Genomic DNA, 25,858 nt, shown 5'->3' with positions numbered 1-25,858 from the left:
GCTCCGGCTGGAAAGGGCAGGGCCGGGGGCGGCGGAGCCCCCGGCGGCGGCGCGGCGCGCGGGGGCGGTCATCCGCTGGTGTCGCGGTCGCCGCGGCCCGGCAGCCGGCCGAACAGGTGCTGCGCGCAGTCCTCGCGCAGCACCGAGGCGCCCAGGGAATGCCCCGCCAGCAGGCGCTTCGCCACGGGAACGGCCTGCTCGCCGAGCAGGATGCCGAGGAGGCCGACCAGCGCCACCACCGGCGGCGCCGGCGAACGGACGTTGAGCAGGCTGTAGACCACGCCCACCAGCAACCCGGCGCCGAGCGAGAGGAGATAAGGCTTCATCGCGGCCTCCCCGGCGTCGGGTCAGCCCTCGTGGGCGTTGAACATCGTCTTGGCGTAGGTGATGCCGAGGCCGTAGCCGCCGCCCAGCCGCTTGGCGATGCCGGTGGTCATCTCGTAGGTGCCGGTGCGCGCCCAGTCGCGTTGCAGCTCCAGCAGGTATTGCAGCGCCGTCATCGGCCGCGCGCCGGCCTGGACCATGCGCTCCACCGCCCGCTCATGCGCCTCGGCCGAGATGTCGCCGCAGGCATCGGCGATGAAGTACACCTCGAAGCCCTGGTCGAGCGCGGACAGCGCCGGGCCGACGATGCAGACGGAGGTCCAGAGCCCGGCCAGCACGATGCGCGGCTTGCCGATGCGGTTGACCTCCGCGATCACCGCCGCGTCCTCCCAGGTGTTCATCGAGGTGCGGTCGAGCAGCGCCTGGCCGGGAAAGGGCGCCGTCACCTCCTCGAACATCGGCCCGGAGAAGGATTTCTCGGCCACGGTGGTGAGGATGGTGGAAACGCCGAAGCCGGCCGCGGCGGCGGAGACGAGGCCGGCGTTGTTGCGCAGCTGCACCGGGTCGATCGACTTGGTGGCGAAGGCCATCTGCGACTGGAAGTCGATCATGATCAGCGTGTGGTCGCCCGGGTTCAGCAGCAGCTTGCCGGGGGTCGGGGTCGCGGTGGGGGCCATGGCGGTGTTCTCTCGGGCTGTTGCGTCCGGCCTTCACCCCGACTGCGTCTAAGGCGGGGCTTTGGCGGTGCGCGCAACATGGCCCGGCCGCGCAACCATGGGCTTGCATGGTTGAGACCTGTTTTCCGGCGGCAACGAGAAGCTGGCGGGCGGGGCGGCGAGGCCCCGCCCGGCCGCCCGTTCAGCCGAGGGCGCGTGGCAGCCACATCGAGATCTGCGGCAGGTAGGTCAGGATCAGGATGTCCAGAAGCAGCACGAAGTAGAAGGGCAGCATGCTCTTCAGGATCTGCTCAATCCGCAGCCCGGCCACCTGGCAGGCGACGAAAAGGTTCACCCCCACCGGCGGCGTCGTCATGCCGACCGCGAGGTTCACGATCATGATGATGCCGAAGTGCACGGGATCAATGCCCATCACCACCGCGACCGGCGTCAGGATCGGCGCCAGGATGGTGATCGCGGCGCCCGTCTCCAGGAACATCCCCACCAGCAGCAGGAAGACATTGACCAGGAGCAGGAAGACCTTCGGATCGTCCGACAGGGCGATGAAGAAGCGGGCGATCATCTCGGGGATGCGGTTGGCCGTCAGCACCCAGCCGAACACGCTGGCGGCCGAGATGATGATCAGGATGACCACCGTGCTGAGCAGCGAGACGCGCAGCGCCGTGAAGAGGCGCGCGGGCGTCAGCGTGCGGTAGACGGCGGCGCCGACGAAGAGCGCGAAGAACACCGCGACCGCCGCCGCCTCGGTGGGCGTGAAGATGCCGCCATAGATGCCGCCCAGGATGATCACCGGCAGCAGCAGCGGCAGCAGCGCCGCGCGGAAGGCCGCGCCGATGCCCTCGGGCTCGCCCAGCGCGCCCGGCTCCGCCGCGCCGCCGGCGGGCGGCGTGACCCGGCCATAGCCGCGGACCCGGCAGATGACGTAGACCGTGACCAGCAGCGAGCCGCCGACGAGCAGCCCCGGCACCACCCCCGCCATGAACAGGCTGCCGATCGAGACCGGCACGCCGGCCGTCAGGGCGAAGATGATCATCGGGATGGAGGGCGGGATGATTACTCCCAGCTCGCCCGAGGCCGCCTGCACCGAGGTGGCGAAGGGCCGCGGGAAGCCGCGCCGCGCCATGGCCGGGATCAGCGTGCCGCCGATCGCCGCCGTGGTCGCCGCGCTGGAGCCCGAGATGGCGGCAAAGAACATCGCCGAGACCACCGTCACCAGGCCCAGGCCGCCCGTGGCACGCCCGACCAGCGCCTGGGCGAAGCCGATGAGGCGCTGCGAGATGCCGCTCGCCTCCATCAGCGCGCCGGCCAGGATGAAGAACGGAATGGCCGTGAGCGGGAAGGAATCGAGGGCGGCGAACATGCGCTGCACCATCGCCTGCAGCGGGATGCCGGAGGCGTGCATGGCGAGCGCGGCCGTCCCCGCCAGCGAGATGGCGATGGGCACGCCAAGCGCGAAGAGCAGGAGGAGGGCGGCGCCGATCGTGATGGGGCTCATGGCGTGTCCTCAGTCCACGGGCATTTCGGCGAAGCCGGCGGGCGGCGCGAGGGCGACGGCCAGGGTGTTCACCAGGGCGAGCAGGCTGCCCAGCGGCACGGCCGCATAGACATAGGTCATCGGGATCTCCAGCGCGCCGGAGCGCATCCCCTCGACATTGCCCAGGATAATCCAGCCATAGCTCACCATGACCGCCCAGAAGGCGGCCGAGACGGCCAGGCTGGCCCAGCGGAGCAGCCGGGCGGGCCGTGGCGGCAGGGCCGCGTTGACCACCTCGACCGAGGCGAGCATCCCCCGGCGGACGCCGATCCCGACGCCCAGGAACACCGACCAGATCAGGGCGTAGCGGATCACCTCCTCCGACCAGGTGAGCGGCGCGCCGATGATGTAGCGGGCGATCACCTGCGCGAAGGCCAGCAGCGCGAGGATGCCGAGCGTCACCGCCAGGAATGCGAGCAGCGCCTCGTTGAAGCGGTCGACGATCCGGACCCCACGCGCCCATGGCGGGGCGCCCGGGGCGGTGGCCGCGGGCGCGGCCTCGGCGCGTGGGGCGGGGTTCATGGCGCTCCTCTCCCTCCCTTCAGCGCGCGGCGGGGGCGCCGACGGCGACCACCTTCTCGTACAGCGCGGCGATCGACGGGAAGGACGCCTTCACGAAGGCGGGCCCCACCTTGGCGCGGAACGGCGCCTTGTCCGGCTCGATCAGGGTCATGCGCTGCTCCTGCAGCATCCGGAGGAAGGCGGTCTCGCCCTTGGCGACCTCCTCGGCGGCGAAGGCCTGCGCGGCGCCGGTCGCGGACGCCTGCACCGCCTTGCGCTGCGCCTCGGGCAGCCGGTTCAGCCGGCTGGCGCTCATCACGATGACGATGGGCTCGTAGGAGTGTTCGGTGCGCACGAGGTACTTGACCACCTCGGAGAATTTCGAGCTCTCGATCAGCGAGAGCGGGTTCTCCTGCCCGTCGATCACGCCCTGCTGCAGGGCGCTGAACACCTCACCGAAGTTCATCGGCGTCGGCGCGGCGCCGAGCGCCTTCCAGGAGGCCACCGAAACCGGGCTGTCCGGCACGCGGATCTTGAGGCCGGAGAGGTCGGCGGGCGAGCGCACCGGCGCCTTGGTCGTCAGCCAGCGCGGCCCGCGCAGCCAATAGGCGAGGATCTGCAGGCCGGATTCCTTGCGGACGGCCTCGGTGACCTCCTGGCCGATGGGGCCGTTGAAGACCTGGCCGAAATGCGCCGCGTCGCGGATCATGAAGGGCATGGCGAAGATCTTCGCCGTGTCCGAGGCGGCGGTGAGGACACCGGCGCCGCCCACCCAGATGTCGTTCGAGCCGAAGCGCATGCCCTCGACCAGCTCGCGGTCGCTGCCCAGCGTGCTGCCGCCGTAGATCTCCACCTTCACCGCGCCGTTGGTCGCCTGCGCGACATCGGCGGCGAAGCGCTCGGCGGCGCGGGCATGGATCTCGGCCGCCGGCCAGACATGGCCGAGCTTCAGAACGGTCTGCGCGAAGGCGCCGCCCGGCAGCATGATGGAGGAAGCCAGCGCGGCCGCGGCGAAGGCCGCCTTGAGACTGAACATTTTTTCTTCTCCTGCTTTCCTGGAAGTTCCCTGTCCGCCGGAAGGCGCCCGGCGGGGCGTCTCAGCCTTCCTGCGCCGTCATCCGGTCGTAGACGCGGAACAGCGCCTGGTTGCCGTTGCTGCCCTCGCCATGCGCCCGCGCCTCCAGGTAGAGGCTCGTCACCAGGGCTGTGCCGGGCAGCGGCACGCCCTTCTGGAAGGCGAGGTCGTTGGCCAGCCGCAGATCCTTCAGCTTCAGGTCGATGCGGAAGCCGGCGCTGGCATCCTTGGCCAGCACCAGCGGCCCCAGATTCTCCAGCATCCAGGAATTGGCGGAGCCGCCCATCAGCACCTCCCGCGCCACGGCCGGGTCGAGGCCGGAGGCGCGGGCCAGCGCCACGGCCTCGCACATCGCCTGGATGTTGATGGCGCAGACGAGCTGGTTGCACAGCTTCACGGTCTGGCCGTTACCGATGTCGCCGACATGCACGACCTTGGTGCCCATCGCCTCCAGCACCGGCTTCGCGCGGGCGAAGGCGGCGGCCTCGCCGCCCACCATGATGGACAGGCGCGCGCCCTTGGCGCCGGCCGCCCCGCCCGAGACCGGCGCGTCCAGCATGGCCACGCCGCGCGCGGCCAGCGCCTCGCCCATGCTGCGCGTGGCGACGGGCGAGATGGTGCTCATGTCGATCACCATCTGCTCCGGCCGCAGCCGCGGCAGCAGGCCCTCCGGCCCGGTCAGCACCGCCTCGACCTGCGGCGTGTCGGGCAGCATGAGGATGACGAACTCGGCCCCCTCCGCCGCGTGGGCGAGGTCCCGCGCCGGCGTGATGCCCTGCTCCGCGAGGCCGGCCGCGACCCCCGGAACGGCGTCGTGGCCGGTGACCGCGTGCCCCGCCCTGGCGAGGTTCAGCGCCATCTCGCGCCCCATGACGCCAAGGCCGATGAATCCGATACGAGCCATGTCCCAAATTCCCATCGATGATGCCGCGGCCGCGCGGGGCGGCCTCGCCGCCCCGGGCCGGGTCAGAAGCGGTAGAGCCGGGCCGCGTTGTCGTGCAGCAATTGCCGCCGTTCCGCCTCGGGGCGGTCGGCGATGGCCTGCAGGAAGCCGTCCATGATGGCGTCGAAGCTGCCCACCAGGCTGTCCACCGGGTAGTTGCTGGCGAACAGGCAGCGATCGGCGCCGAAGAGGGTGATGGCGTCGCGGATGACCGCCACATTGGCCGCGGCGGGCCAGGGCTGGCCGGGCAGGCCCAGGCCGGAGATCTTCAGCGCCACATTCGGCGCCCGCGCCAGCCCGGCCAGGGCCGCCCGCCAGGCGCGCAGCCCCTCCACGCTGCGGTCGGCCGGCAGCGCGGTGTGGTTGACGATGATCTGCGTCTCCGGGAAGTCGCGCGCCAGGTCGTGGGCGGCGTCGAGGTGCCACCAGGGCGTCTGCAGGTCGAAGCTCAGGCCGTGCTTCGACAGCAGCGCGTAGCCGCGCCGCCAGGCCGGGTCGTCCATCGAGCCGGGGGCGCCGCGCCTGGCCTCCTCCGGCCGCGCCGCCGCGCGCGGCTTGTGGCGGATGCCGCGCACCATGGGGCGCACCGCCTGGGCCGCCAGCACCGCCGCCACCTCCGGGTCGTCGAGCCGCGCCTGGGCGACGCAGACGGTCGGCAGCCCCTCGCGCGCGGCGAGGCGCTCCAGCCACGCCGTCTCGGCGACGGGGTTGGCCGGGTCGAACTCCGCCTCGACGTGCACGGTGCCGGCGATGCGGTGCCGCGCCGTGTCGGCGCGGTAGTCGGCCGGCAGGTAGTTGCGGCGCAGCGCGCCGTAGTCGCCGTAGCGGAACGGGATCGGCTCGGCGTCGCAGAGCCAGGGGTGATGATTCTCGCCAAGGTCCCAGAAGTGCTGGTGCGCGTCGATCACCGGCAGCGGCTCCGCCGCCGCGCCGCCCGCTTGCCGCTCCTGCTCATAGAGGCGGATGATGGAGACGATGTCGGCCATGGCGTTGCCCTGGCCGACATAGGCGCCGAAGCGCTCCGCCGCATTCTCCACGCCCGGCAGGGAAAGGCCGAGCCCGTGGGCGAAGCCCTTCACCGCCTTCAGGTCCTTCAGCAGCTGGCGCGCATAGCCGAGCGGCGGGTCGAAGGCGCGGCGCTGCATCAGCGGGTAGATGCGCTGCAGCAGCACGCTGTCGGCCAGCCCGCCGCCGAGGCAGGCGGGCAGCGCCGCGGCGTCGATGCCGGCGGCTTCGGCCAGGTGCAGCGCCTCGGCCATGGCGATGAAGCCGGAGCCGACGATCGCCTGGTTCACCACCTTCGTCACCTGCCCGGCGCCCACCGGGCCCATATGGGTGACGTTCCCGGCCAGGTCGGCCAGCACCGCCGCCGCCGCCGCCAGCTCCGCCGCCTCGCCGCCGACCATGGCGGTGAGCGCGCCCTGCCGGGCGGCGGAAGGGCCGCCGGAGATCGGCGCGTCGATCCAGCCCATGCCCGTCCGCGCGCGCAGCCGCGCGGCGAAGTCTCGGGTGGCCCCGGCGTCGATGGTGGAGAAGTCGATCAGCAGCCGCGCGCCGCCCCCGGCCCCGGCCCCGGCCCCGACCTCGGCGACGCCCTGCTCGCCCCAGACGCAGGCCTCCACGGCGGGGGTGTCCAGCACGCACATCAGCACGATGTCGCTGCGCTCGGCCACCTCGCGCGGGCAGCCGGCCTCGCTGGCACCTGCCGCCAGCACCGGGTCGAGGGCGGGCCGCTCGCGGTTCCACACCGTCAGCGGCCAGCCGCGCTCCAGCAGCCGCAGGCTCATCGCCGTGCCCATCAGCCCGATGCCGATGAAGCCGAGGCGCGGCCGGGTGCCGGCGGGCGGCGGGCCGCCCCGTTCCGCGGCGGCGGTCACGGGCGCAGGCTCGCGGCGGCGCGGCGGGCCGCGCTTGTGGCGTGTCGGGCCATCGGCGTTCGTTTCCTTCCCTGCCCTCGCGGGCCTTCCGGGCGCCTCGCCCGGGTCTTCCTTGTTGCTGGACCCTGGCACATGTCCTATTGTTGGACAAGTTCATTCCAGGCCGGATATCCATGATCCCGGCTGGCGCGGTATTCCGGGCCGGCACGACAGGAGGGTCGCTCGTTGGAGACTGGCGGTGGCATGATCAACCGTTTGCGGGAACTGCTCGGGGAACAGGGGCTGCTGACCGCGCCCGAACAGATGGCGCGCTACAGCCGCGACTGGTCCGGCGACCTCAGCGGCCGGCCGCTGGCCGTGGCGCGCCCGGGCAGCGTCGGGCATCTGGCACGGCTCGTCGGCCTCTGCGCCGAGGCCGGCATCCCCATGGTGCCGCAGGGCGGCCATACCGGGCTGGTCGGCGGTGCCGTGCCCTCGCCGGAGGGCCGGGAGCTTGTCATCAGCCTCGAGCGGCTCGACCGCATCCGCTCGGTCGACCCGCTGAACTTCAGCATGGTGGCCGAGGCCGGCTGCGTGCTGGAGAGGCTGCACCGCGCCGCCGAGGAACACGACCTGCACTTCCCGCTCTCGCTCGGCGCGCAGGGGAGCTGCCAGATCGGCGGCAACGTCGCCACCAATGCCGGCGGGGTGAACGTGCTGCGCTACGGCATGGCGCGCGACCTGGTGCTCGGGCTGGAGGTGGTGCTGCCGGACGGGCGCGTCTGGAACGGCCTGCGCAGCCTGCGCAAGAACAACACCGGCTACGACCTGAAGCAGCTCTTCATCGGCTCCGAGGGGACGCTCGGCATCGTCACCGCGGCGGCGCTGAAGCTGTTTCCCCGCCCCGGCCAAGTGCAGACCGCCATGCTCGGCCTGGCATCCGTCTCCGACGCCATGCGGCTCTACGCCGCCGCGCGCCGCGAGCTTTCCGACCTGCTCTCCGCCTTCGAGCTGCTGCCCCGCCGCTGCATCGAGATCACCCTCGAGGCCCACCCCGCCCTGCGCGAGCCGCTGGAGGCGCCGGCGCCGGTCTATGTGCTGATGGAGGCCTCGGCCAGCGGGCTGGTCGACCTCGCCGCGCTGATGGAGCAGTTCCTGGGCGGCTGCCTGGAGCGGGGCGCCATCCTCGACGGCGCGGTGGCCATGAGCCGGGCGCAGGCCGCCGGATTCTGGCGCCTGCGCGAGGATCTGGTGGAGGCGCAGCACCGCCGTGGCCGGCACCTGCGCACCGACGTGTCGATCCCGATCTCCTGCCTGCCGGATTTCATGCGCGAGGCGGACGCCGCCATGGCCACGCATCTGCCGGAGGCCCTGCCGGTGGCCTATGGCCATGTCGGGGACGGCAATGTCCACTACAACGTGCTGCCGCCGCCCGGCCTGGACGACGACGCGCAGGATGCGCTGCTGCACCGGGCGGAGGAGTTGGTCTTCGCCCTGGTGGACCGCTTCGGCGGCTCGATCAGCGCCGAGCACGGCATCGGCCGGGTCAAGCGGGAGCCGTTCCTGCGAAGGCTGGGCGCCGTTGACCGCGATCTGCTGCATGGCATCAAATCGGCCCTCGACCCGCGGGGATGCATGAGCCCGGGGCGCCTCCTCGCCGGGGACGGATCATGAGCGAACGCGTCAGCCGCCCGCCCCAGCTACCCTCCCGCATCGCCGAGCTGGTGGCCGCCGGCATCGCCGAGGGGCGCTGGAAGCCGGGGGAGCGCCTGCCGGCCGAGCAGGCGCTGGCCGAGGCCTATGGCGTCAGCCGCAACGTGGTGCGCGAGGCGGTCTCGCGCCTGCGCGCCGACGGGCTGGTGCAGTCGCGCCAGGGGGTCGGCGCCTTCGTCGTCCGCCGCCAGGGCACCGGCGTGCTGCGCTTCGACGCCGAGGCGCTGCAGGACGGCACGACCTTCCGCAACCTCTTCGAGCTGCGCGCGCTCCTCGAGATCCAGACGGCCGGGCTGGCGGCGGCGCGGCGGACCGCAGAGGGCATCGCCGCCATCACCGAAGCCTTCCGCCACATGGAGCGCGAGGTGGAGGGAGATTCGGCCGGGGTGGACGCGGATCTCGACTTCCACCGCGCCGTCGCCCGCGCCGCCGGCAACGACCAGATCGCCCGCGTGGTGAGCTTCCTGTCGGACCAGATCCGCGAGACCATCATGGTCGCCCGCACGCGCCCCGGCAGCACGGTGTCGTCGGTCATCGCCGTCACCCTCGCCGAGCACGCCGCCATCCACGAGGCGATCATCGCCGGCCTGCCGGAGGCGGCCCGCCAGGCCATGGCGGCGCACATCCACAACGCCGCCGGCCGGCTCGGCTTCGCCCTCTCGCTCTGAGGGGGCGGAAGGCCGGCATTGAAATCCGGCGGCCGCCACGGTCTACTTCCGTGGCGCCGGGACGGGCCGGTCCGGGCGGGGTGCGGGGCGCGCGACGAAGCCGGTATGGTCAAGCCCCCTGCCCCGGCCACGGCCGCCCCCGGCGGGGAGGGAGCTGCGGTGGCCCAGGCGGTGGAGCAGGCCGAGGACGGAACCAGCGTCGTCGCGCGCGTCGTGGCGCTGCTGCGGGCCTTCGCCGAGGGCGGGGAGAGCCTGTCCATCAAGGACCTCGCCGGGCAGCTCGCCCTGGCGCCGAGCACCGTGCACCGCCTGCTCGACCAGCTCGTGGCGGCGGGGCTGGTCGAGCGCACGCCAGGGCGGCGCTACCGGGTGAGCGGGGAGTTCAGCCGGATCGGCGCCCTGGCGGCGCGCAAGGCCGGGGTGCTGCGCCTGGCCCGCCCGGTGATCCAGGAGGTGGCGCGGGAGACCGACGAGACCTGCATGCTCGGCATGCTGCTGCCCCAGACCCTGACCATGATGTTCGTCGACAAGGCCGCCTCGGCCCGGCCCCTGCCCTACGCGGTCCGCATGCACCGTGCCCGCTCCCTGCTCTGGGGCGCGACCGGGCTGTGCCTGCTGGCCTGGCTCGGCCCCTCGGCGGTGGAGCGGGTGCTGCGCCGTGGCGAGCCCTCGCCGCTCGACGGCCGCTCGCCCCCCGACGGCGCCGCGCTGGCCGACCGGCTGGCCCGCATCCGCCGCCGCGGCTATGCGCTGACGCGCGGCGAGCAGACGCGGGAGGCCGTGGGCATGGCGGCGCCGGTGTTCGGCGCCAGCCGCCAGATCGTCGGCGATCTCTGCCTCACCCTGCCGCAGTCGCGCTTCTCTGCCGCCGATGAGGAACGCTTCGCCCGGCTGCTGACCCAGCGCGCCGCCGCCCTGTCGCGCATGAACGGGTACCAGCCGGCGCCGCCGGCCCGCGGCTGAGCCCGCATTCCGCTGGGCGGAACCCGGGCGGCGCCCGGCATTGCCCGTGCCCATCGCCCGCCCCTAGCGTCTGCGCACCATCCACCCACCCGGCGCGGGGCGGTGCCCGATGGCCGCGACCAGGGCTGCATGGCTGCCCCCTGCCGCGCGGCGCGCCCGCGCCCCTGATCGAGGAGGAGCCTCCATGGCGGACCCCCAGCCGGCCCGGTACGACGCCCGGCAGCGCATCGCGCCGACCTTCCACGACGCGGTGCCCGGCTTCCAGGCCGGCACGGACACGCCGCGCGCCTATCTGGAGCGCTGCCTGGAGACCATCGCTGCGCGGGAGTCGGTGGTCCGGGCCTGGGTCGTGCTGAACGAGGCCGGGGCGCGGGAGGCGGCCGATGCCAGCACCGCGCGCTGGCGCGCCGGGCACCCGCTCTCGGCCATCGACGGCATGCCGATCGGCATCAAGGACCTGATCGCCACCCGCGACATGCCGACGCAGATGGGCTGCGCCGCCTATCGCGGCCACTTCCCGAAGCACGACGCGGCGATGATCCAGGCGCTGCGGGCGGCCGGCGCGGTCATCCTCGGCAAGACGGTCACCACCGAGCTCGGCATGTCGGAGCCTGGCCCCACCACCAACCCCTTCCACCCCGGCCACACCCCGGGCGGCTCCTCCTCCGGCTCGGCGGCGGCGGTGGGGGCGGGCATGGTCCCGGCGGCGATCGGCACCCAGGTGGGCGGCTCCATCATCCGCCCCGCCAGCTATTGCGGCAATGTCGCGCTGAAGCCGACCCAGGGGGCGATCAACCGTGGCGAGCGGCAGGGCCTCTCCCAGGCCACGGCGGGCGTGCACGCCAATGCCGCGCAGGACATGTGGCAGGTGGCCATCGAGATCGCCCGCCGCGTCGGCGGCGACCCGGGCATGCCCGGCCTGTTCGGCCCCGCCACGCCACCCGCCGCCGCCCGCCCGGCGCGGCTGGCCGTGCTGCAGGCCGAGGGCTGGGCCATGCTGGACGATGCCGCGCGCGGCGCCTTCGCGGAGATCCTGGCGCAGCTACGCGCGGCCGGCGTCGAGATCCTGGAGCGCGGCGACCATCCCTGGATCGAGGCCTTCGAGCGCAGCATCGCCGATGCCCGGGCGATGACCAACGAGATCTGCGCCTTCGAGAACCTCAGCACGATCCGCAGCCTGCTGGCGCAGTCGCCGGAGGGCGTCAGCGAGCGGCTGCGGCGCCGGCACGCCGTCGGCGAGGGGATGGACCTGGAGCGCTACCGGCTGCGCCTGCTGCAACGGGAGGAGGCGCGGCGCCACATGGCCGCCCTCGCCCCGCTGGCGGACGCGCTGATCGCCCCCGCCTCCCCCGGCCCCGCCCCCGCCTGGGCGGGGGACGTGCCCGGCCAGCCGCTCCATCCGCGCCCGACCGGCGACATCGCCTACAACGCCGCGACCTCGGCGCTGGGCGTGCCGGCGGTGACGGTGCCGCTGGCCAGCGTCCACGGCCTGCCCATGGGCATCCAGCTCATCGGCCAGCCGCACATGGATGCCCGCACCACGGCGCTCGCCCGCTGGCTGCTGGAGACGCTGCGGCCGGTCATGGCCTGAGACGGCAGCCGGGGCCGGGGCCCGGCTGGGGCCTCAGCGCGGCGCCGGCCGGACGCCCATGGCCACGGTGCGCTCGTCCATCCGCGGCTCATGGGTCAGGCCCTTGCGCACGCCCCAGCTGGTGGTGAGCTGCACCAGCTGGATGTAGGGCATGGTCTCGGCGTAGTAGGCCACCGCCTCGCGCAGCAGCGCCTCGCGCCCGGCATCGTCCAGCGTGGCGGCGGCCCTGGCCGTCATCTCGTCCAGCTTCGGGTCGGAGTAGCGCCACATGTTGGCCGCGCCGCTCAGCCGCGCGCGGTCGTAGGTGCCGGCGATGGAGACGAGGTAGTTGATCGCCTCGCCGGTGGAACTGCCCCAGGCGGCCATCTGCATCGGCAGCTCCTGCCGGGTGCGGCGCGGCACGAAGGCGGCGTAGGGCAGCGCCTCCACCCCGCTGCGGACGCCGATGCGGGTCCACATCTGCGCCACGGCCTGGCTGAGGCGGGCATCGTTCGGCCAGCGGTCGTTCGGCGTGGCGATGGTGAGGCGGAAGCCCTCGGGATAGCCGGCCTCGGCCAGCAGGGCCTTGGCGGCCTCCGGATCGTAGGGCGTCGGCTGCACGGCCGGGTTGTAGCCGAAGGCGCCCTCCGGCAGCCACTGCCCCGTGGGCCGCGCCGCGCCCTCCATCACGCGCTCGGCCAGCGCGTCCCGCTGGATGGCCATGGACAGTGCCTTGCGCACCCGGGGGTCGCGGAACGGGTTCTCCGGCAGCGGACGGCCGGCATGGTCGGTCACCTGCGGATGGTTGCCGTCGATCGAGTAGACGGGGGCCAGGAACATCGTCCGCAGGCTGGCCACTTCGCTGACGGTCACGCCGGGGTCGCGCCGCAGCCGCGCCAGGTCGCTGGTGGGGATCTGGTCGATCAGGTCGACATCGCCGGCGAGCAGCGCGGCGGTGCGCGCGCCGTCATTCGGCAGGAAGCGGTAGTCGACGCGGCTCCACGGCTCGGCGCCGCCCCAGTAGGCGTCGTTGCGCAGCAGCACGGCGGCGCTGCCGGCGCGGTACTCGCCCAGGCGGTAGGGGCCGGTGCCGATGGTGGCGCGGCCGGCATTGAAGTCCTCGGTGCCGGCGCCGGAGGCGGCATGGCGGGCGATGATGCTGACCGAGCCGAGATCGACCGGCAGCAGCGGGTGCGGCTGGCGCGTGTGCAGCCGCAGCGTGTGCGCGTCCACCGCCTCGGCGCGCGCGATCATGCGCAGGAAGGCGCCGAAGCCGCCCGGGCTGTTCGGCACAGCCGGCGCGCGCTCGAAGCTGAACAGCACGTCGTCGGCGGTGAAGGGGCGGCCATCATGCCAGGTCGCGTCGCGGCGCAGCCGGAACTCCCACAGCGTGGGGGAGAGCTGCGTCCAGCTCTCGGCCAGCGAGGGCTGCGGCCGGGCGCGCGCGTCGCGCTCCACCAGCCGGTCGAACAGGTGCATGGTCAGGGCGTTGTTCGGCCCGTTGTTGTGGAAATGCGGGTCGAGCGAGGTGGCGGGCGCGCCCACGCCGATCCGCAGCGTCTCGGCCACGGCCGGCGCGGCGAGGAGCAGGGCGCCACAGGCCGCGGCGCCGATGCGGGCGAAGGGTCCGCGGACACGGACGGGTTCGTCTGTCATGAAGCAACTCCCCGGATGCTTGTGCGTCTGGCCCCCCTGGCGCGCCATCCGGCGCGCCCTGGCCGGCGGAGCGGCGCGGTGCCGGTGGGGCAGCGGAACGAAGTATGGGTCATGCGGGTCCCTCCGCCGCAAGGCGGCGATTCCGCTCGCCGGAATTGCGGCGCCGCGCCGGGCACGCAGGGGTGAGCGGCGCCGGGCTCCCGCCCCGCCGGCGGCGCTGCTAGCCTCCGCCCCAAGGCAACCGGGAGGAAAGACGTTGAAGCATCACCTGGCCGTTCTCGCGCTCGCGCTCGGCATCGGCGCCGCGCAGGCCCAGACTCCCTCCACCGCCACCCCGCCCACCTCCGCCCCGCCGCTGCAGGTGCGCGAGATCGGCAGCCTGCATGTCGGCGGCCGGGTCCGCGCGCTGGACGGGATGCCGGTGCGCGAGATGGTGCCCTCCCCCGGCGCGCCGCCCATCCGGGTCGATCCCAATGGGGAGTTCATGGTCGAGGGGATGTACGCGCAGTATGTGAAGCTGGCGGCGCCGCGCGCGCGCCAGCCCCTCCTGCTCTGGCATGGCGGCGGGCTGACCGGCGTCACCTGGGAGACGACGCCCGACGGGCGGCCGGGCTGGCAGATGTACTTCCTGCGGCAGGGCCACGACGTCTATGTCAGCGACGCGGTGGAGCGCGGCCGGGCGGGCTGGGCCCGTTACCCGGAGATCTTCGCCGGCGAGCCGGTCTTCCGCACCATGGGCGAGGGCTGGGGCCTGTTCCGCGTCGGCCCGCAGGAGGGCTGGAGCCGCGACCCCGCCCGCCGCAAGGCCTTTCCGGACACCCTCTTTCCGGTCGCGGCGTGGGATGCCTTCGCGCGGCAGTCGGTGCCGCGCTGGTCGACCACCGACAGCCAGATCCAGGCGGCCTACAACGACTATGTGGAGAAGGTCTGCCCCTGCGTCATCGTCGTGCACAGCCAGGGCGGCAACTTCGCCTTCAACGCCGCGCTGGCGGCGCCCGGCAAGGTGCGGGCGGTGGTCGCCATCGAGCCGTCCGGCACGCCCTCCGCGATGACCGACGCTTCGCCGCTGAAGGACGTGCCGCACCTGATCGTCTGGGGCGACCATTTCGGGGACTCGCCCTTCTGGCAGCGCATCCGCGGCAATGTCGAGCGCTGGGCCGGCGCCATCCGCGATGCCGGCGGCACGGCCGACATCCTGGACCTTCCCGCCGAGGGGGTGCGCGGCAACAGCCATATGCTGATGATGGACCGCAACAGCGACGAGGTCGCCGCGCGCATCCAGAGCTGGATGGAGCGCCGCGGGCTGATGCGCTGAGCCCGCGGCGGGCCGGGCCTAGCCGGCCCGGCTGCGATGCGCGTGCAGGGCCGGGGCGAAGTCCATCTCGTCGAGCGGGAAGAAGGGGCGTGCCACGGTGAAGGGCAGCTCCTGCACCCGGTAGGAGGTCATGCCCGGCGTGTCGACGGTGATGCACTCGCCGGTCGCCGCGAAGTTCAGCGTGAAGTGGTAGCCGGAGCGGGTGACGACCACGCCCATCCGCGCCGGGTCCACCCCCATGGCGCGGAAATAGTCGGGGTCGAGGTAGGAATAGGGCTGGTCGGTCAGCAGCACCTGCACATTGCCCAGGCCGAGCAGGGCATAGGCGCCGAGCCGCGCCTTGTAGCCGGCATCGGCCGGGCCGTCATAGGTGATATGGGCCTCGGTGCCGAGGCCCAGCACCTCGCCGGTCACCTCCAGCGGCGGCGCCACGGTGGAATGGCGGCCGCCGACCGTCAGGGTCACGCGGGCGCCCTGGCCGGCGGCGTGGCAGGCGCGCACCGCCTCGGGGTCGGTCAGCGGCACGACGGAGGGCGGCAGCTTCGGCCGGGCCAGCAGGGCGCGCAGGACATGGGTGCTGTCGCCGGGGCCGCCGCCGGCCACGCGGTCGCCCTGGTCGCCCAGGATCAGCGGCCGGGGCGTACCCTGCTCCGCCCGGTCCAGGCAGGAGTCCAGCGAGGGATAGGTGCCGATCAGCGCCCGGCGCTGGTCCCACAGGCTCTGCGCCAGGTCCAGGGCCAGGGCGTCCGGCGCGGCATCGCGGCCGTTGCCATAGGCGAGCACCCACTGCCCCAGCCCCGGCACGTCGAGGAACTGCTGCGCGTTGAAGATCGAGACGTCATAGGCGGCGCCGCTCTCCACCGCCGCCCGCGCGCGGGCCTGCAGGCCCTGCAGCGGCTCCTCGTCGGTGCGGTCGTTGCCGAGCGTCAGCATCGGCACATGCACGGCGGAGAGCACCGGGCGCAGCCGGCCCGAGAGGATGTCGAGCGCGGCGCGGGTGGCGCGGCGGCCGGTGGCCCCCTGGTCGCCATGCGGGTTGGTCAGGTAGCCGGCCAGCAGGTCGCAGGTGTCGAGGATCTCGGGCGTGACATGGGCGTGCAGGTCGAAGGCCGCCGTCATCGGCAGCTCCGGGCCGGTGATGGCGCGCAGCGCCGTCATCAGCGCGCCCTCGGGGTCGTGCAGCGTCGGCGTCAGCATGCCGCCATGCAGCGGCAGGACGATGGCGTCGAAATCGCCGCGCCGCGCCGCGTCGCACAGGATGTCGCGCATCTCGGCGAAGACCGCATCCTCCACCGGGCCGCCGGACTGGGCGCGGAACAGCGTCGGCACGATGACCTCGACATCCGCCTCGGCCGCCGCGTCCAGGATGCCGCCGAGCAGCGAGTTGCTGCCCCGCGCGCCGGCGATGGCGGCGGCGCCGGACTGGATGTTGAAGCGCTCCCGCCCCGTCGGCACCGGGTTGAAGCTGTGCGATTCCTGCGCGATGCCGCCTGCCAGGATCCGTCTTCTGCCCATTGCCCGTCTCCGCTTCCTGTCCCGTGCCGGCCGTGCCGCGCGGGAGTTTGTTCTGTCGTGGCAGGACAGCCCGGCAAGGCGGGCCGCGCAAGCGGGGGCGGCCGGGCTGGCCACTATCCTGCCCACCCGGCCGCCAGAGCCGCGCTCTAGTAGGTGGGCGGCGTGATGGCGCTGACGATCTCGCTGACGCCGGGATCGACATTGCGGAAGCTGTGCGGCAGGCGGCTGTCGAAATAATAGGCGTCTCCCTGGCGCAGCACCTGGCTGCGGCCTTCCACCGTCACCTCCACCGCGCCGCGGGTGACGATGCCGGCCTCCTCGGCATTGTGCGTGATCATCAGCTCCGTCTCGGCGCCGGGCGCGTAGCGCTCGGCCAGCATCAGCATGCGGCGGTTGGGATAGTCCATGCCCACCAGCCGGTAGGAGATGCGGTCGGCGCGGCCGATCTCGGCCAGCTCCTCGGCCTTGTAGAAGGGACGGCTCGGCAATCCGCTCTCCAGGTCGGCGAAGAAGGAGGAGAAGGTGGTGCCGAGCGCGGCCAGGATGGCGCCCAGCGTGTCCACCGACGGACTCATCCGCTCCCGCTCGATCAGCGAGATGGCCGAGTGCGACACCCCCGAGCGCAGCGCCAGCTCCCGCATGCCGAGACCACGCCGCTGCCGCAGCGCCCGCAGCTTCGCCCCCACCATGGCCATGCCCGTCCCTCCTTTACCTCTGCCCGCGGCCAGGGTGGAGCCGGTCAGAATGCTCGACAAGGCCCTTCCACCCGCCCCAGGGAAGCCAGCAGCGGCAGGGGTGCTCCCTTTCCCCGCTGTTCAGTATTCTCATCACCCCGGCCCAGGTCGGCCTTCCGGCGCGGAAACTCTGCCAGACTGCCGGCAAGCGCCGCGACGACGACGCGGTGGAGGCTGACCGCAACCGGAGGAACCAAGAATGAGCCTGAGACGCCGCAACCTGATGCTGGCCGCAGCGTCCCTGCCGCTGGCCGGCGCCACCCTCGCCCGCCCTGCCCTGGCGCAGAGCCGGCGCGCCGCCACGCTGCGCCTGGTGCCCTCCACCGACCTCGTCTCGCTCGACCCGGTCTTCTCCACCGCCCTCGTCGCCGTGCAGCATGGCTACCATGTGTTCGACACGCTCTACGGCGTGGACGCGAAGATGCGCCCGCAGCCGCAGATGGCCGAGGGCGCCTCGGTCAGCGACGACGGCCGCGTCTGGAGCATCCGCCTGCGCGAGGGGCTGCGCTTCCACGACGACACGCCGGTGCGCGCCGCCGACTGCGCCGCCAGCCTGGAGCGCTGGAGCCGGCGGGACACCTTCGGCCGCGCCTATGCCGCCGCGGTGGACCGCTACGACAGCAGCGACGACCGCGTGCTGCGCATCCATCTGAAGCGCCCCTTCCCCCGCCTGCTGGACGCCATCGGCAAGCCGCACTCCTCGCCCGCCTTCATCATGCCGGAGCGGCTGGCCCGCGCGGCGCCGGACCAGCCCGTCACCGAGATGGTCGGCTCCGGCCCCTACCGCTTCCTGGCCGATGAGCTGGATTCCGGCAACCTCGTCGCCTATGCGCGCTTCGACGGCTACAAGCCGCGCGCGGGCGCCCCGGAATGGACCTCCGGCGGCAAGGTGGCGCATTTCGAGCGCATCGAGTGGCGCATCATCGCCGACAAGGCCACCGGCGTCGCGGCGCTGCAGCAGGGTGAGGTAGACTGGGTGGAGAACCTGCCCGCCGACCTCGAGCCGCTGGTGGCGCGCAGCCGGCAGGTGAAGGTGGAGAATGCCGACCCGCTCGGCACCGAGCTGGTGATGCGCTTCAACCACAGCGTGGCACCCTTCAACAACCCGGCGCTGCGCCGCTTCGTCATGGCCGTGGTGCAGCAGCCAGACTATCTGGCCACCGTCACCGGCGGCAACAGCCAGGATTGGCGCGAGTGCAAGGCGATGTTCCCCTGCACCATCCCGGGCGTCGAGGAGCTGGGGCGCGAGGATTTCGGCAGCCTGGCCGGCGACCCGGCCCGCATGGCCGAGGCGCTGAAGCGCACAGGCTATGCCGGCGAGAAGGTGGTCATCATCAACGCCGCCGACAGCGCCGCCATCGCCCCGCTCGGCCTCGTCACCGCCGACCGGCTGCGCCGGGCCGGGCTGAACGTCGACCTGCAGGACATGGACTGGGGCACGCTGCTGCAGCGCCGCCTCTCCAAGGCGCCGGCCGACCAGGGCGGCTGGAGCATCTACCACAGCACCTGGCCCGGCATCGCCATCGCCAACCCGGTGCTGAACACCACCATCCGCGGCGAGGGCGCCGCCGGCTGGCCCGGCTGGTACGAGAGCGCGGAGATGGAGCGGCTGACCGCCGAATGGCTCTCGGCCACCGCCGATGCCGAGCGGGAGCGCCTGATGGGCGAGGCCCACGCCCTGGCGCTCCGCGACGTGCCGAGCCTGCCGCTCGGCATCTACTTCCCCAAGACCGCCTACCGCGCCGACCTGCAGGGCGTGCTGGGCGGCTCCGTCCGCTACCCCTGGAATGTCCGCCGCGTCTGACCCGCGCCGCGCACCGCCCACAACCGGAACACTGGCATGCCCTTCCCCGATGATTCGCTGACCTACCTCAAGGCGGCGCGGCGCAACTCCTTCCAGGACAATGACGCGCTGGCCGGCACGGTGAAGACCGTGCTGGAGGATGTCCGCGCCCGTGGCGACGCGGCGGTGCGCGACTACGGCCGTGCCTTCGACAAGTCCGACCTCGAGCGCTTCGAGGTCAGCGCCGCCGAGCGCGCCGAGACCGTGGCGCGCATGGACGGCGCCGCGCGCGAGGATGCCGAGTTCGCCATCACCCGCGTGCGGGATTTCGCCGAACGCCAGCGCGCCACCATGCTGCCGCTGGAGGCCGAGGTGCTGCCGGGGCTGCATCTCGGCCACCGCGTCATCCCCATCGCGCGGGTGGGCGCCTATGTGCCGGGCGGGCGCTACCCGCTGCTCTCGGCGCCGGTGATGACCATCGTGCCGGCGCGCGTGGCGGGCTGCGACGAGGTGGTGGCCTGCCTGCCGCCCACCGCGCACCCGGACATGGTGGCGGTCTGCCATCTCTCGGGCGCCGACCGCATCTTCCGCATCGGCGGCGCGCAGGCGATCGCGGCGATGGCCTACGGCACGGAGAGCGTGCCGGCGGTGGACAAGATCTTCGGCCCCGGCAACGCCTATGTGAACGAGGCGAAGCGGCAGGTCTTCGGCACAGTGGGCATCGACCAGCTCGCCGGGCCCAGCGAGATCTACGTGGTGGCCGACGAGACGGGCGACCCGCGCATGATCGCGACCGACCTGCTGGCCCAGGCGGAGCACGACGTGATGACGCGTGTCGGCCTCATCACCACCGACCGCGCCCTGGCCGAGGCCACCATCGCCGAGGTGGAGCGCCAGCTGACCGATCTCTCCACCGCGGGCGTCGCCGGCCAGGCCTGGCGGGACTATGGCGAGGTGGTGCTCTGCGCCGACACGGCGGCGATGCTCGCCTGCTCCGATCGCATCGCGGCCGAGCACCTGCAGGTGCACACGCGCGACCCGCACGCCACGGCGCGGCAGCTGCGCAACTACGGCTCGCTGTTCATCGGGCCGCTGGCCAGCGTGGTCTATTCCGACAAGTGCTGCGGCACCAACCACACCCTGCCGACGCTGGGGGCCGGCCGCTACACCGGCGGGCTGTGGGTCGGTTCCTACCTCAAAGTCTGCACCCACCAGTGGCTGGAGCCGGCCGGTGTGGCGGCGGTGGCCCCGCCGGCCATCCGGCAGAGCGCGCGCGAGGGACTGGAAGGCCACCGCCGCGCCGCCGCCCTCCGCACGGAGCTGAACAGCGTGACGGCCTGACGCGGCGCCAGGGCGCGGTCAGGGCACCGCGCCCGCCTGCGCGACCGCGAGGAAGCGCTCCAGGGTCGGGGAGGTGTCGCCGGCCCGCCAGACGATCCCGGTCTCCAGGCAGGGCGCCGGCCCTGCCAGGTCCACGTATCGCACCCCCGCCCGCGCCAGGTTGCGCAGCGAGGCCGGCACCATGGCGACCCCCATGCCGGCCGAGACGAGGCTGATGATCGTCTGCATCTGGATCGCCTCCTGCACCACATGGGCGCCGCCCACATGCGCGGCGAAATAGCCGGTCACGAGATCATGGAAGACCGGCGCCGAGCGGCGCGGGAAGATGATCAGGGGAAGCCCGGCCAGCGCCTCCGGCGGCAGGCGCCCGGCGGCGAGGGAGAGGCGCCCCTCCCGCAGCCAGCTCTCGGGCAGGGCCATGACCAGCGGCTCCGACACCAGCGGCCGGTAGCGCAGCGCCTCCGGCAGCGCCATGCCGGATGGCGGGATGATCAGGCCCGCATGCTGCCGCCCGGCCAGGAGGGCGGCGATCTGGACGTCGCTGGTCGCCTCCGTCAGCACGATCTCGACGCCGGGGCAGAGCTGCGCGTAGCGGCGCACCAGGTCGGGGAGGATGCTGTAATCCGCCGTGCTGATGAAGGAGAGCTCCAGCCGCCCCGCCTCGCCCTCGCGCAGGCGCCGGGCGATCTCCGGCAGCGCGTTCATCCGCTCGAGCGCGGCCCGCGCATGGGGCAGCCATGCCGCGCCGAACGGCGTGAGGGAGACGGTGCGTTTCGTGCGGGTGAACAGCGCTGCCCCCAGCGCTTGCTCCAGCGACAGGATGGACTGGCTGAGCGGCGGCTGCGTCATGCCGAGGCGCTCCGCCGCGCGGCCGAAATGCAGGGTCTCCGCCACGGTCACGAAATGCCGGAGTTGCCGGACGTCCATCGGTGATACGCCTTGCGACTTAATCGGGCCCCTAAAATATATTTCACAGTCTGAACGCGGCAAGCTACCGCTGCGCCGCTCAACAGATTCGGGGTTCCCCATGCCGGCCTACCGCTCCCGCACCAGCACCCATGGCCGCAACATGGCGGGGGCGCGCGGCCTCTGGCGCGCGACCGGCATGAAGGACAGCGATTTCGGCAAGCCCATTATCGCCATCGCCAACTCCTTCACCCAGTTCGTGCCCGGCCATGTGCACCTGAAGGACCTCGGCCAGTTGGTGGCGCGGGAAATCGAGGCCGCCGGCGGCGTGGCGAAGGAATTCAACACCATCGCCGTCGATGACGGCATCGCCATGGGCCATGGCGGCATGCTCTACAGCCTGCCCTCGCGCGAGTTGATCGCCGACAGCGTGGAATACATGGTCAACGCGCATTGCGCCGACGCGCTGGTCTGCATCTCCAACTGCGACAAGATCACGCCCGGCATGCTGATGGCGGCGATGCGCCTGAACATCCCGGTGGTCTTCGTCTCCGGCGGCCCGATGGAGGCGGGCAAGGTCGTCCATCGCGGCGTCCGCCGCTCGGTCGACCTGGTCGATGCGATGATCGCCGCCGCCGACAGCGACATCACCGACGCCGAGGTGGCGGTGATCGAGCGCTCGGCCTGCCCGACCTGCGGCTCCTGCTCGGGCATGTTCACCGCCAACTCCATGAACTGCCTGACCGAGGCGCTGGGCCTGGCGCTGCCCGGCAACGGCACGGTGGTGGCCACCCATGCGGACCGGCGCGGGCTGTTCCTGGAGGCCGGGCGGCTGATCGTCGACCTCGCCCGCCGCTACTACGAGCAGGACGACGCCGCCGCCCTGCCCCGCAACATCGCGACCTTCGCCGCCTTCGAGAACGCGATGACGCTGGATATCGCCATGGGCGGCTCCACCAACACCGTGCTGCACCTGCTCGCGGCGGCGCAGGAAGGCGGCATCGACTTCACCATGCGCGACATCGACCGCCTCTCGCGCCGCGTGCCGGTGCTCTGCAAGGTGGCGCCGGCGGTGGCCAATGTGCATGTCGAGGACGTGCACCGCGCCGGCGGCATCATGGGCATCCTGGGCGAGCTGGACCGCGCCGGGCTGATCTCCCGCGATGTCGGCACGGTGCACGCCGCCACCATGGGCGAGGCCCTCGCGCGGTGGGACCTGAAGCGCACGGAGAGCCGCGGCGTGCGGGAGTTCTTCTGCGCGGCCCCCGGCGGCATCCCGACCACCGAGGCCTTCAGCCAGTCCGCCCGCTGGGATGCGCCGGACCTCGACCGCGCGGCGGGGGTGATCCGCGACGCGGAGCATGCCTTCTCGCGCGATGGCGGCCTCGCCGTGCTCTACGGCAACCTCGCGGAGGATGGCTGCATCGTGAAGACGGCGGGCGTCGATGCCTCGATCCTGGTCTTCGACGGGCCGGCGCGGATCTTCGAGAGCCAGGACGCCGCGGTGGAGGGAATCCTGGGCGGCCGTATCGTACCGGGCGACGTGGTGCTGATCCGCTACGAGGGGCCGAAGGGCGGACCGGGGATGCAGGAGATGCTGTACCCGACCAGCTACCTGAAGTCGAAGGGGCTGGGGAAGGCCTGCGCGCTTGTCACCGATGGCCGCTTCTCCGGCGGCTCCTCCGGCCTGTCGATCGGCCACGTGTCGCCCGAGGCGGCGGAAGGCGGGCTGATCGGCCTGGTGCAGGATGGCGACCGGATCGAGATCGACATCCCGAACCGCGCCATCCGCCTGGCTGTGCCCCAGGAGGAACTGGAACAACGCCGCGCGGCCATGGAGGCGCGGGGAGCCCAGGCCTGGCAGCCGGTGAACCGGGACCGGCCGGTCTCCGCGGCGCTGCGGGCCTATGCGGCGCTGACCACAAGCGCCGCCCGTGGCGCGGTGCGCGACGTGGAGCAGCAGAGGCGGCGATGATCCGCTACTCCGGCACCACGGCACCGGCGGTGTTGTCATCCCCGCATGCTCGGACAGGGTCATGTCGTTGACGTGGCACCGGTGAACCGTGAGGGGGCGGCCTCCGAGCGCGCTGTACGGGTGGCCTCGTCGGGTGGGTGAACCAGGCCGGAAGTGCGTGGAGGACAGCCTGGGAATCCGGGCCGGAGGCGAGCGTCGTCACGCCAAGGTCCGGACGAAGGCTTTCGCCATGCTGTTGCTCTGCGGGCTCTGGGCGGCGTGATCCGCGAGATGTCGCGGGCGATGTCGCAGTTCCCGTGACTGCCGGAGCATTCGGCCGGGTCCGGCGGGGCTGATGTGGCCGAACCGGCGCTTGGCCGCCTCCACCATCAGGTTGCGGGCATGCTCCGGGGTCGATGCCGCCGGCAGGATCGGCGAAGGGGACGGCTTCCCGGCCGCGGCAGCCGAGGGTGAACGCCACCCGGACCCGCTCGCCGCAGTCGCAGGCGGCGTCGGACTCGTCCAGGCATCCTCGGGGGCTGCGGGCCTTGGCGGCGGGCTTCGCCGGGGGCCATCCGGCGGCAGCACGAATCCCTGCGGCAGCAGGCCTCCTTGCGGTCCGACCCGCTAGAAGGCTTCCTCGATGGAGCCCGCCTCCAGCCTGCTGTGAAGCGGCGCTTCACACCCTTGCAAGCCCGGAGCTTCTGCCCGGCACTGTCGCGGTCGCAGCCGGCTATGATTTGTACGCGCGCCGGGTCGGCCGGCATAGGCGTAAGCCTGCGCCATCGGCGGCTATGTCCGATGCCCCGCCGAAACAGGGGCCACTCCAGGCTCTGCTTCCGCCATCGGCGGAGCATGGGAATGAGCGATTGACATGCATCAATGCCGCTTGAGCATCATTGAATGCATCTAGGCGTAAGCGTCCTGGAGGCTGCTCCGCGGAACCCGGCCTACGATGAGGCAACGGTAACGGTCAGGTCTGGTCCGACTGGCAGATGGCGCCGCTGCCAAGATCAGCCTGCTTCCGTGTGCGTGCCCACTTCGCAGAAGGGCGGTGCACAGGAGCCGCGTCAATCCCGAGGAGAAGATACCGTGGCTATCACGACAATTGCGCTCCATGTCGAACCCGGCGCTTCGGAAGCAGTGGACGCATGCCTTGCGCTGCCGATGTCGATCGCCGAGGCCCACGCCGCGCATGTGACCGCACTCGTGTTCGGAGCAGGCGCGTTTCGCGACGCATCCGGCGCGGACACGACCTTCCTGACTGATCAGGACCTCATTTCCCGCGAGGAGAGGGTGGCCGCGCATGTCCAGAAGGTTCTGGATTCGCGGGGAATCCGGTTCGAGGTGCGTGGCCGCAGCAACTTCGCCTACGGGGTCGGTGAAGTCCTTGCTGACCAGATGCGGGTCAGCGACCTTGGAATCGCGTCGTTCGGCCCGGGCGTCGATATCGGTAAGCGCTTCGTCGTGTCCGGCGGAATCTTCTTGTCCGGGCGGCCGCTGCTGCTCGTGCCGCCCGGCCACGCCGCTTCCTCCTACCCCTCGCGCGTCATCCTGTCCTGGGATGCTTCGCCTGCGGCGGTTCGCTCGGTCCACGGAGCGCTTCCGTTCATCAAGCGCGCGGAAGAGGTGACCGTTGTGAGCGTCACGGATGACAAGGAGTTCCGGCCCGGCCAGTCTGGGGTCGAGTTGGTGCATCTGCTGGCGCGTCACGGTGCGCACGCAACCTTCCGCCCCGTCCAACGAGGCCGCCGCGGCGTGGTTCACGCCGTCATGGATGTTGCACGCGAGATCCAGGCCGACATGTTGGTGATGGGGGCCGTTCGCCACGCTTCTCTGCACAATCTGGTGTTCGGCAGCGCGACGATGGATCTGCTCGACCAGGGCCCCGCACTACCCACGCTGGTGGCAGCGTAGGATTGTCGGCCGGTCGATCCACTGGCTTGGTCCGCCCGGTCGCTCTGGGCCGAGCGGAGGCCAGAAACCGGGCGGCCGCGTTGATTTCTCCACTGCCATGAACAATGGCGGGATGTGCCTCGATAGGCACCCAGCCCATCGTCATCGCCTGCAGATCATGGAAGGCCGGGCGTCAAATTCCTCGGGCTGCCACACCCGCCGGGCCCTCCATGCCGGAGGCGCATATGGCCGGCCGTGGCGGCTCCTCCGGATCGAGTTGCATGAACGGTCCGCAGGGGCCGGCGGCCGCTTGAAGCACCCCCCATCCGAAATGGAAGTACCAGCCGTGCAGCATGAGGTTCCTCTGCGCCACACGCTCGGCAACGAAGGGATAGGCCGCAAGGTTCCGTAGGCTTGCCAGGATTGCCGCCTGCTCAGCCTGGCGCGCGACAGAAGCATGGTCGGCCTCGGTGACCAGACCCTCCATCTCCTCGCGCACCGTCCGTACCACATCGACCCAGTCCGAGACGTACTCGAAGCGCCCGGCCCCGTGATCATGTTCCAGCAGGCAGCGTATGCCGGCGCAGAAGGAATGGCCCAGCACCACGACATGGCGCACGCCGAGCGCCCTGACGCCGAACTCGATGGCTGCGGCGGTGCCATGGGGCTGGCGGTCCGGCGTCGGCGGTGGCACCAGGGCGGCGACATTGCGCACCACGAACAAGTCCCCGGGGCGCGCGCCGCAGATGATCGCAGGGTCGGTGCGGCTGTCCGAGCAGGCGATGACCATCACTTCCGGATGCTGGCCTTCCAGCAGGCGGCTGTAGAGTTCCTCATCCGCCTCGAAATGCTGGTGCCGGAACCGGTTGAAGCCGCTCACCAGGCGACGCAACGCCGCATGGCCGGCGGGCGAGGCGCAGGCGGCGCTGCCCGG

21 protein-coding genes are annotated in these 25,858 nt (G+C 72.3%); 9 read left to right on the top strand and 12 right to left on the bottom strand.

Features of this window, described 5'->3' with window-relative positions; translation table 11 throughout:
• Positions 1-68: 68 nt before the first annotated feature.
• From ACFOY6_RS07590 to ACFOY6_RS07560, 7 genes are all read right to left on the bottom strand, one after another.
• Entirely contained in the window at positions 69-326 is a 258-nt protein-coding gene (locus tag ACFOY6_RS07590) for a XapX domain-containing protein (protein ID WP_379637010.1), read from the bottom strand.
• Between the two features lie 21 nt (positions 327-347).
• Entirely contained in the window at positions 348-1,001 is a 654-nt protein-coding gene (locus tag ACFOY6_RS07585) for a hydrolase (RefSeq protein ID WP_379649929.1), read from the bottom strand.
• Positions 1,002-1,182: 181 nt separating this feature from the next.
• Positions 1,183-2,496, bottom strand: coding sequence for a TRAP transporter large permease (locus tag ACFOY6_RS07580; protein WP_379637004.1), 1,314 nt, complete (start codon positions 2,494-2,496; stop codon positions 1,183-1,185).
• Positions 2,497-2,505: 9 nt separating this feature from the next.
• Positions 2,506-3,057, bottom strand: coding sequence for a TRAP transporter small permease (locus ACFOY6_RS07575; protein ID WP_379649927.1), 552 nt, complete (start codon positions 3,055-3,057; stop codon positions 2,506-2,508).
• Between the two features lie 19 nt (positions 3,058-3,076).
• Entirely contained in the window at positions 3,077-4,072 is a 996-nt protein-coding gene (locus tag ACFOY6_RS07570) for a TRAP transporter substrate-binding protein (protein WP_379636998.1), read from the bottom strand.
• 61 nt (positions 4,073-4,133) lie between these two features.
• Entirely contained in the window at positions 4,134-5,015 is an 882-nt protein-coding gene (locus tag ACFOY6_RS07565) for an NAD(P)-dependent oxidoreductase (RefSeq protein ID WP_379636996.1), read from the bottom strand.
• Positions 5,016-5,077: 62 nt separating this feature from the next.
• A complete protein-coding gene (locus ACFOY6_RS07560) occupies positions 5,078-6,931 on the bottom strand; it encodes an amidohydrolase family protein (RefSeq protein ID WP_379649925.1) in 1,854 nt (617 codons plus the stop codon).
• Positions 6,932-7,174: 243 nt separating this feature from the next.
• On the opposite strand from ACFOY6_RS07560, the gene ACFOY6_RS07555 reads away from it, so the two are divergent.
• The 4 genes from ACFOY6_RS07555 to ACFOY6_RS07540 all read left to right on the top strand — a co-directional run bounded on the left by ACFOY6_RS07555 (position 7,175) and on the right by ACFOY6_RS07540 (position 11,845).
• Positions 7,175-8,584 carry an FAD-binding oxidoreductase gene (locus ACFOY6_RS07555; protein WP_379649923.1) on the top strand — a complete coding sequence of 470 codons (1,410 nt, stop codon included), beginning with the start codon at positions 7,175-7,177 and terminating at the stop codon, positions 8,582-8,584.
• Positions 8,581-9,291, top strand: coding sequence for a FadR/GntR family transcriptional regulator (locus ACFOY6_RS07550; RefSeq protein WP_181378117.1), 711 nt, complete (start codon positions 8,581-8,583; stop codon positions 9,289-9,291). Before ACFOY6_RS07555 ends, ACFOY6_RS07550 begins: the two co-directional genes overlap by 4 nt.
• A gap of 105 nt (positions 9,292-9,396) precedes the next feature.
• Positions 9,397-10,254: an IclR family transcriptional regulator gene (locus ACFOY6_RS07545; RefSeq protein ID WP_379649921.1), complete on the top strand. Its 858-nt coding sequence runs from the start codon at positions 9,397-9,399 to the stop codon at positions 10,252-10,254.
• Positions 10,255-10,438: 184 nt separating this feature from the next.
• Positions 10,439-11,845 carry an amidase gene (locus tag ACFOY6_RS07540; RefSeq protein ID WP_379649918.1) on the top strand — a complete coding sequence of 469 codons (1,407 nt, stop codon included), beginning with the start codon at positions 10,439-10,441 and terminating at the stop codon, positions 11,843-11,845.
• Positions 11,846-11,878: 33 nt separating this feature from the next.
• Here ACFOY6_RS07540 and ACFOY6_RS07535 read toward each other — a convergent pair whose 3' ends face one another.
• Positions 11,879-13,480, bottom strand: coding sequence for an ABC transporter substrate-binding protein (locus tag ACFOY6_RS07535; protein ID WP_379649916.1), 1,602 nt, complete (start codon positions 13,478-13,480; stop codon positions 11,879-11,881).
• A gap of 256 nt (positions 13,481-13,736) precedes the next feature.
• Between ACFOY6_RS07535 and ACFOY6_RS07530 the strand changes: the two genes are divergently transcribed.
• A complete protein-coding gene (locus ACFOY6_RS07530; protein ID WP_379649914.1) occupies positions 13,737-14,795 on the top strand; it encodes an alpha/beta hydrolase family protein in 1,059 nt (352 codons plus the stop codon).
• 18 nt (positions 14,796-14,813) lie between these two features.
• On the opposite strand, the gene ACFOY6_RS07525 is transcribed toward ACFOY6_RS07530, so the two are convergent.
• Both ACFOY6_RS07525 and ACFOY6_RS07520 read right to left on the bottom strand, forming a co-directional pair.
• A complete protein-coding gene (locus ACFOY6_RS07525; RefSeq protein ID WP_379649911.1) occupies positions 14,814-16,310 on the bottom strand; it encodes a M81 family metallopeptidase in 1,497 nt (498 codons plus the stop codon).
• Between the two features lie 146 nt (positions 16,311-16,456).
• Complete coding sequence (locus ACFOY6_RS07520) at positions 16,457-17,005, bottom strand: cupin domain-containing protein (protein WP_109517166.1); 549 nt, start codon at positions 17,003-17,005, stop codon at positions 16,457-16,459.
• A 238-nt stretch (positions 17,006-17,243) separates the two neighbouring features.
• Here ACFOY6_RS07520 and ACFOY6_RS07515 point away from each other — a divergent pair, with 238 nt between their 5' ends.
• Together ACFOY6_RS07515 and hisD are read left to right on the top strand one after the other, a co-directional pair.
• Entirely contained in the window at positions 17,244-18,848 is a 1,605-nt protein-coding gene (locus ACFOY6_RS07515) for an ABC transporter substrate-binding protein (protein WP_379636976.1), read from the top strand.
• Between the two features lie 36 nt (positions 18,849-18,884).
• Positions 18,885-20,168: a histidinol dehydrogenase gene (gene hisD, locus ACFOY6_RS07510; RefSeq protein ID WP_379649908.1), complete on the top strand. Its 1,284-nt coding sequence runs from the start codon at positions 18,885-18,887 to the stop codon at positions 20,166-20,168.
• Positions 20,169-20,186: 18 nt separating this feature from the next.
• On the opposite strand, the gene ACFOY6_RS07505 is transcribed toward hisD, so the two are convergent.
• Positions 20,187-21,095, bottom strand: a complete 909-nt coding sequence (locus tag ACFOY6_RS07505) for a LysR family transcriptional regulator (protein ID WP_379649906.1) — start codon at positions 21,093-21,095, stop codon at positions 20,187-20,189.
• 100 nt (positions 21,096-21,195) lie between these two features.
• On the opposite strand from ACFOY6_RS07505, the gene ilvD reads away from it, so the two are divergent.
• Positions 21,196-23,049: a dihydroxy-acid dehydratase gene (ilvD, locus tag ACFOY6_RS07500; protein ID WP_379649904.1), complete on the top strand. Its 1,854-nt coding sequence runs from the start codon at positions 21,196-21,198 to the stop codon at positions 23,047-23,049.
• 1,071 nt (positions 23,050-24,120) lie between these two features.
• The gene (locus tag ACFOY6_RS07495; protein ID WP_379636972.1) at positions 24,121-24,945 is read left to right on the top strand and encodes a universal stress protein; all 825 of its coding nucleotides are present in this window, start codon (positions 24,121-24,123) and stop codon (positions 24,943-24,945) included.
• A 172-nt stretch (positions 24,946-25,117) separates the two neighbouring features.
• Here ACFOY6_RS07495 and ACFOY6_RS07490 read toward each other — a convergent pair whose 3' ends face one another.
• Positions 25,118-25,804 (bottom strand): carbonic anhydrase, encoded by a 687-nt coding sequence (locus ACFOY6_RS07490; RefSeq protein ID WP_379649902.1) that lies wholly within the window; start codon positions 25,802-25,804, stop codon positions 25,118-25,120.
• Positions 25,805-25,858 lie beyond the last annotated feature (54 nt).

The organism is Teichococcus aestuarii (assembly GCF_042651065.1).
GTDB classification, from domain to species: domain Bacteria; phylum Pseudomonadota; class Alphaproteobacteria; order Acetobacterales; family Acetobacteraceae; genus Pseudoroseomonas; species Pseudoroseomonas aestuarii.
The sequence above is the reverse complement of the archived record's forward strand: the minus strand, read 5'-3'. Positions and strand labels throughout refer to the sequence as shown.

Coding starts and splice junctions, on each gene's coding strand:
- ACFOY6_RS07580 (WP_379637004.1), bottom strand. CDS start 2,496: ATGAGCCCCATCACGATCGGCGCCGCCCTCCTCCTGCTCTTCGCGCTT.
- ACFOY6_RS07525 (WP_379649911.1), bottom strand. CDS start 16,310: ATGGGCAGAAGACGGATCCTGGCAGGCGGCATCGCGCAGGAATCGCAC.
- ACFOY6_RS07550 (WP_181378117.1), top strand. CDS start 8,581: ATGAGCGAACGCGTCAGCCGCCCGCCCCAGCTACCCTCCCGCATCGCC.
- ACFOY6_RS07520 (WP_109517166.1), bottom strand. CDS start 17,005: ATGGCCATGGTGGGGGCGAAGCTGCGGGCGCTGCGGCAGCGGCGTGGT.
- ACFOY6_RS07590 (WP_379637010.1), bottom strand. CDS start 326: ATGAAGCCTTATCTCCTCTCGCTCGGCGCCGGGTTGCTGGTGGGCGTG.
- ACFOY6_RS07555 (WP_379649923.1), top strand. CDS start 7,175: ATGATCAACCGTTTGCGGGAACTGCTCGGGGAACAGGGGCTGCTGACC.
- ilvD (WP_379649904.1), top strand. CDS start 21,196: ATGCCGGCCTACCGCTCCCGCACCAGCACCCATGGCCGCAACATGGCG.
- ACFOY6_RS07565 (WP_379636996.1), bottom strand. CDS start 5,015: ATGGCTCGTATCGGATTCATCGGCCTTGGCGTCATGGGGCGCGAGATG.
- ACFOY6_RS07570 (WP_379636998.1), bottom strand. CDS start 4,072: ATGTTCAGTCTCAAGGCGGCCTTCGCCGCGGCCGCGCTGGCTTCCTCC.
- hisD (WP_379649908.1), top strand. CDS start 18,885: ATGCCCTTCCCCGATGATTCGCTGACCTACCTCAAGGCGGCGCGGCGC.
- ACFOY6_RS07585 (WP_379649929.1), bottom strand. CDS start 1,001: ATGGCCCCCACCGCGACCCCGACCCCCGGCAAGCTGCTGCTGAACCCG.
- ACFOY6_RS07545 (WP_379649921.1), top strand. CDS start 9,397: ATGGTCAAGCCCCCTGCCCCGGCCACGGCCGCCCCCGGCGGGGAGGGA.
- ACFOY6_RS07505 (WP_379649906.1), bottom strand. CDS start 21,095: ATGGACGTCCGGCAACTCCGGCATTTCGTGACCGTGGCGGAGACCCTG.
- ACFOY6_RS07575 (WP_379649927.1), bottom strand. CDS start 3,057: ATGAACCCCGCCCCACGCGCCGAGGCCGCGCCCGCGGCCACCGCCCCG.
- ACFOY6_RS07540 (WP_379649918.1), top strand. CDS start 10,439: ATGGCGGACCCCCAGCCGGCCCGGTACGACGCCCGGCAGCGCATCGCG.
- ACFOY6_RS07535 (WP_379649916.1), bottom strand. CDS start 13,480: ATGACAGACGAACCCGTCCGTGTCCGCGGACCCTTCGCCCGCATCGGC.
- ACFOY6_RS07515 (WP_379636976.1), top strand. CDS start 17,244: ATGAGCCTGAGACGCCGCAACCTGATGCTGGCCGCAGCGTCCCTGCCG.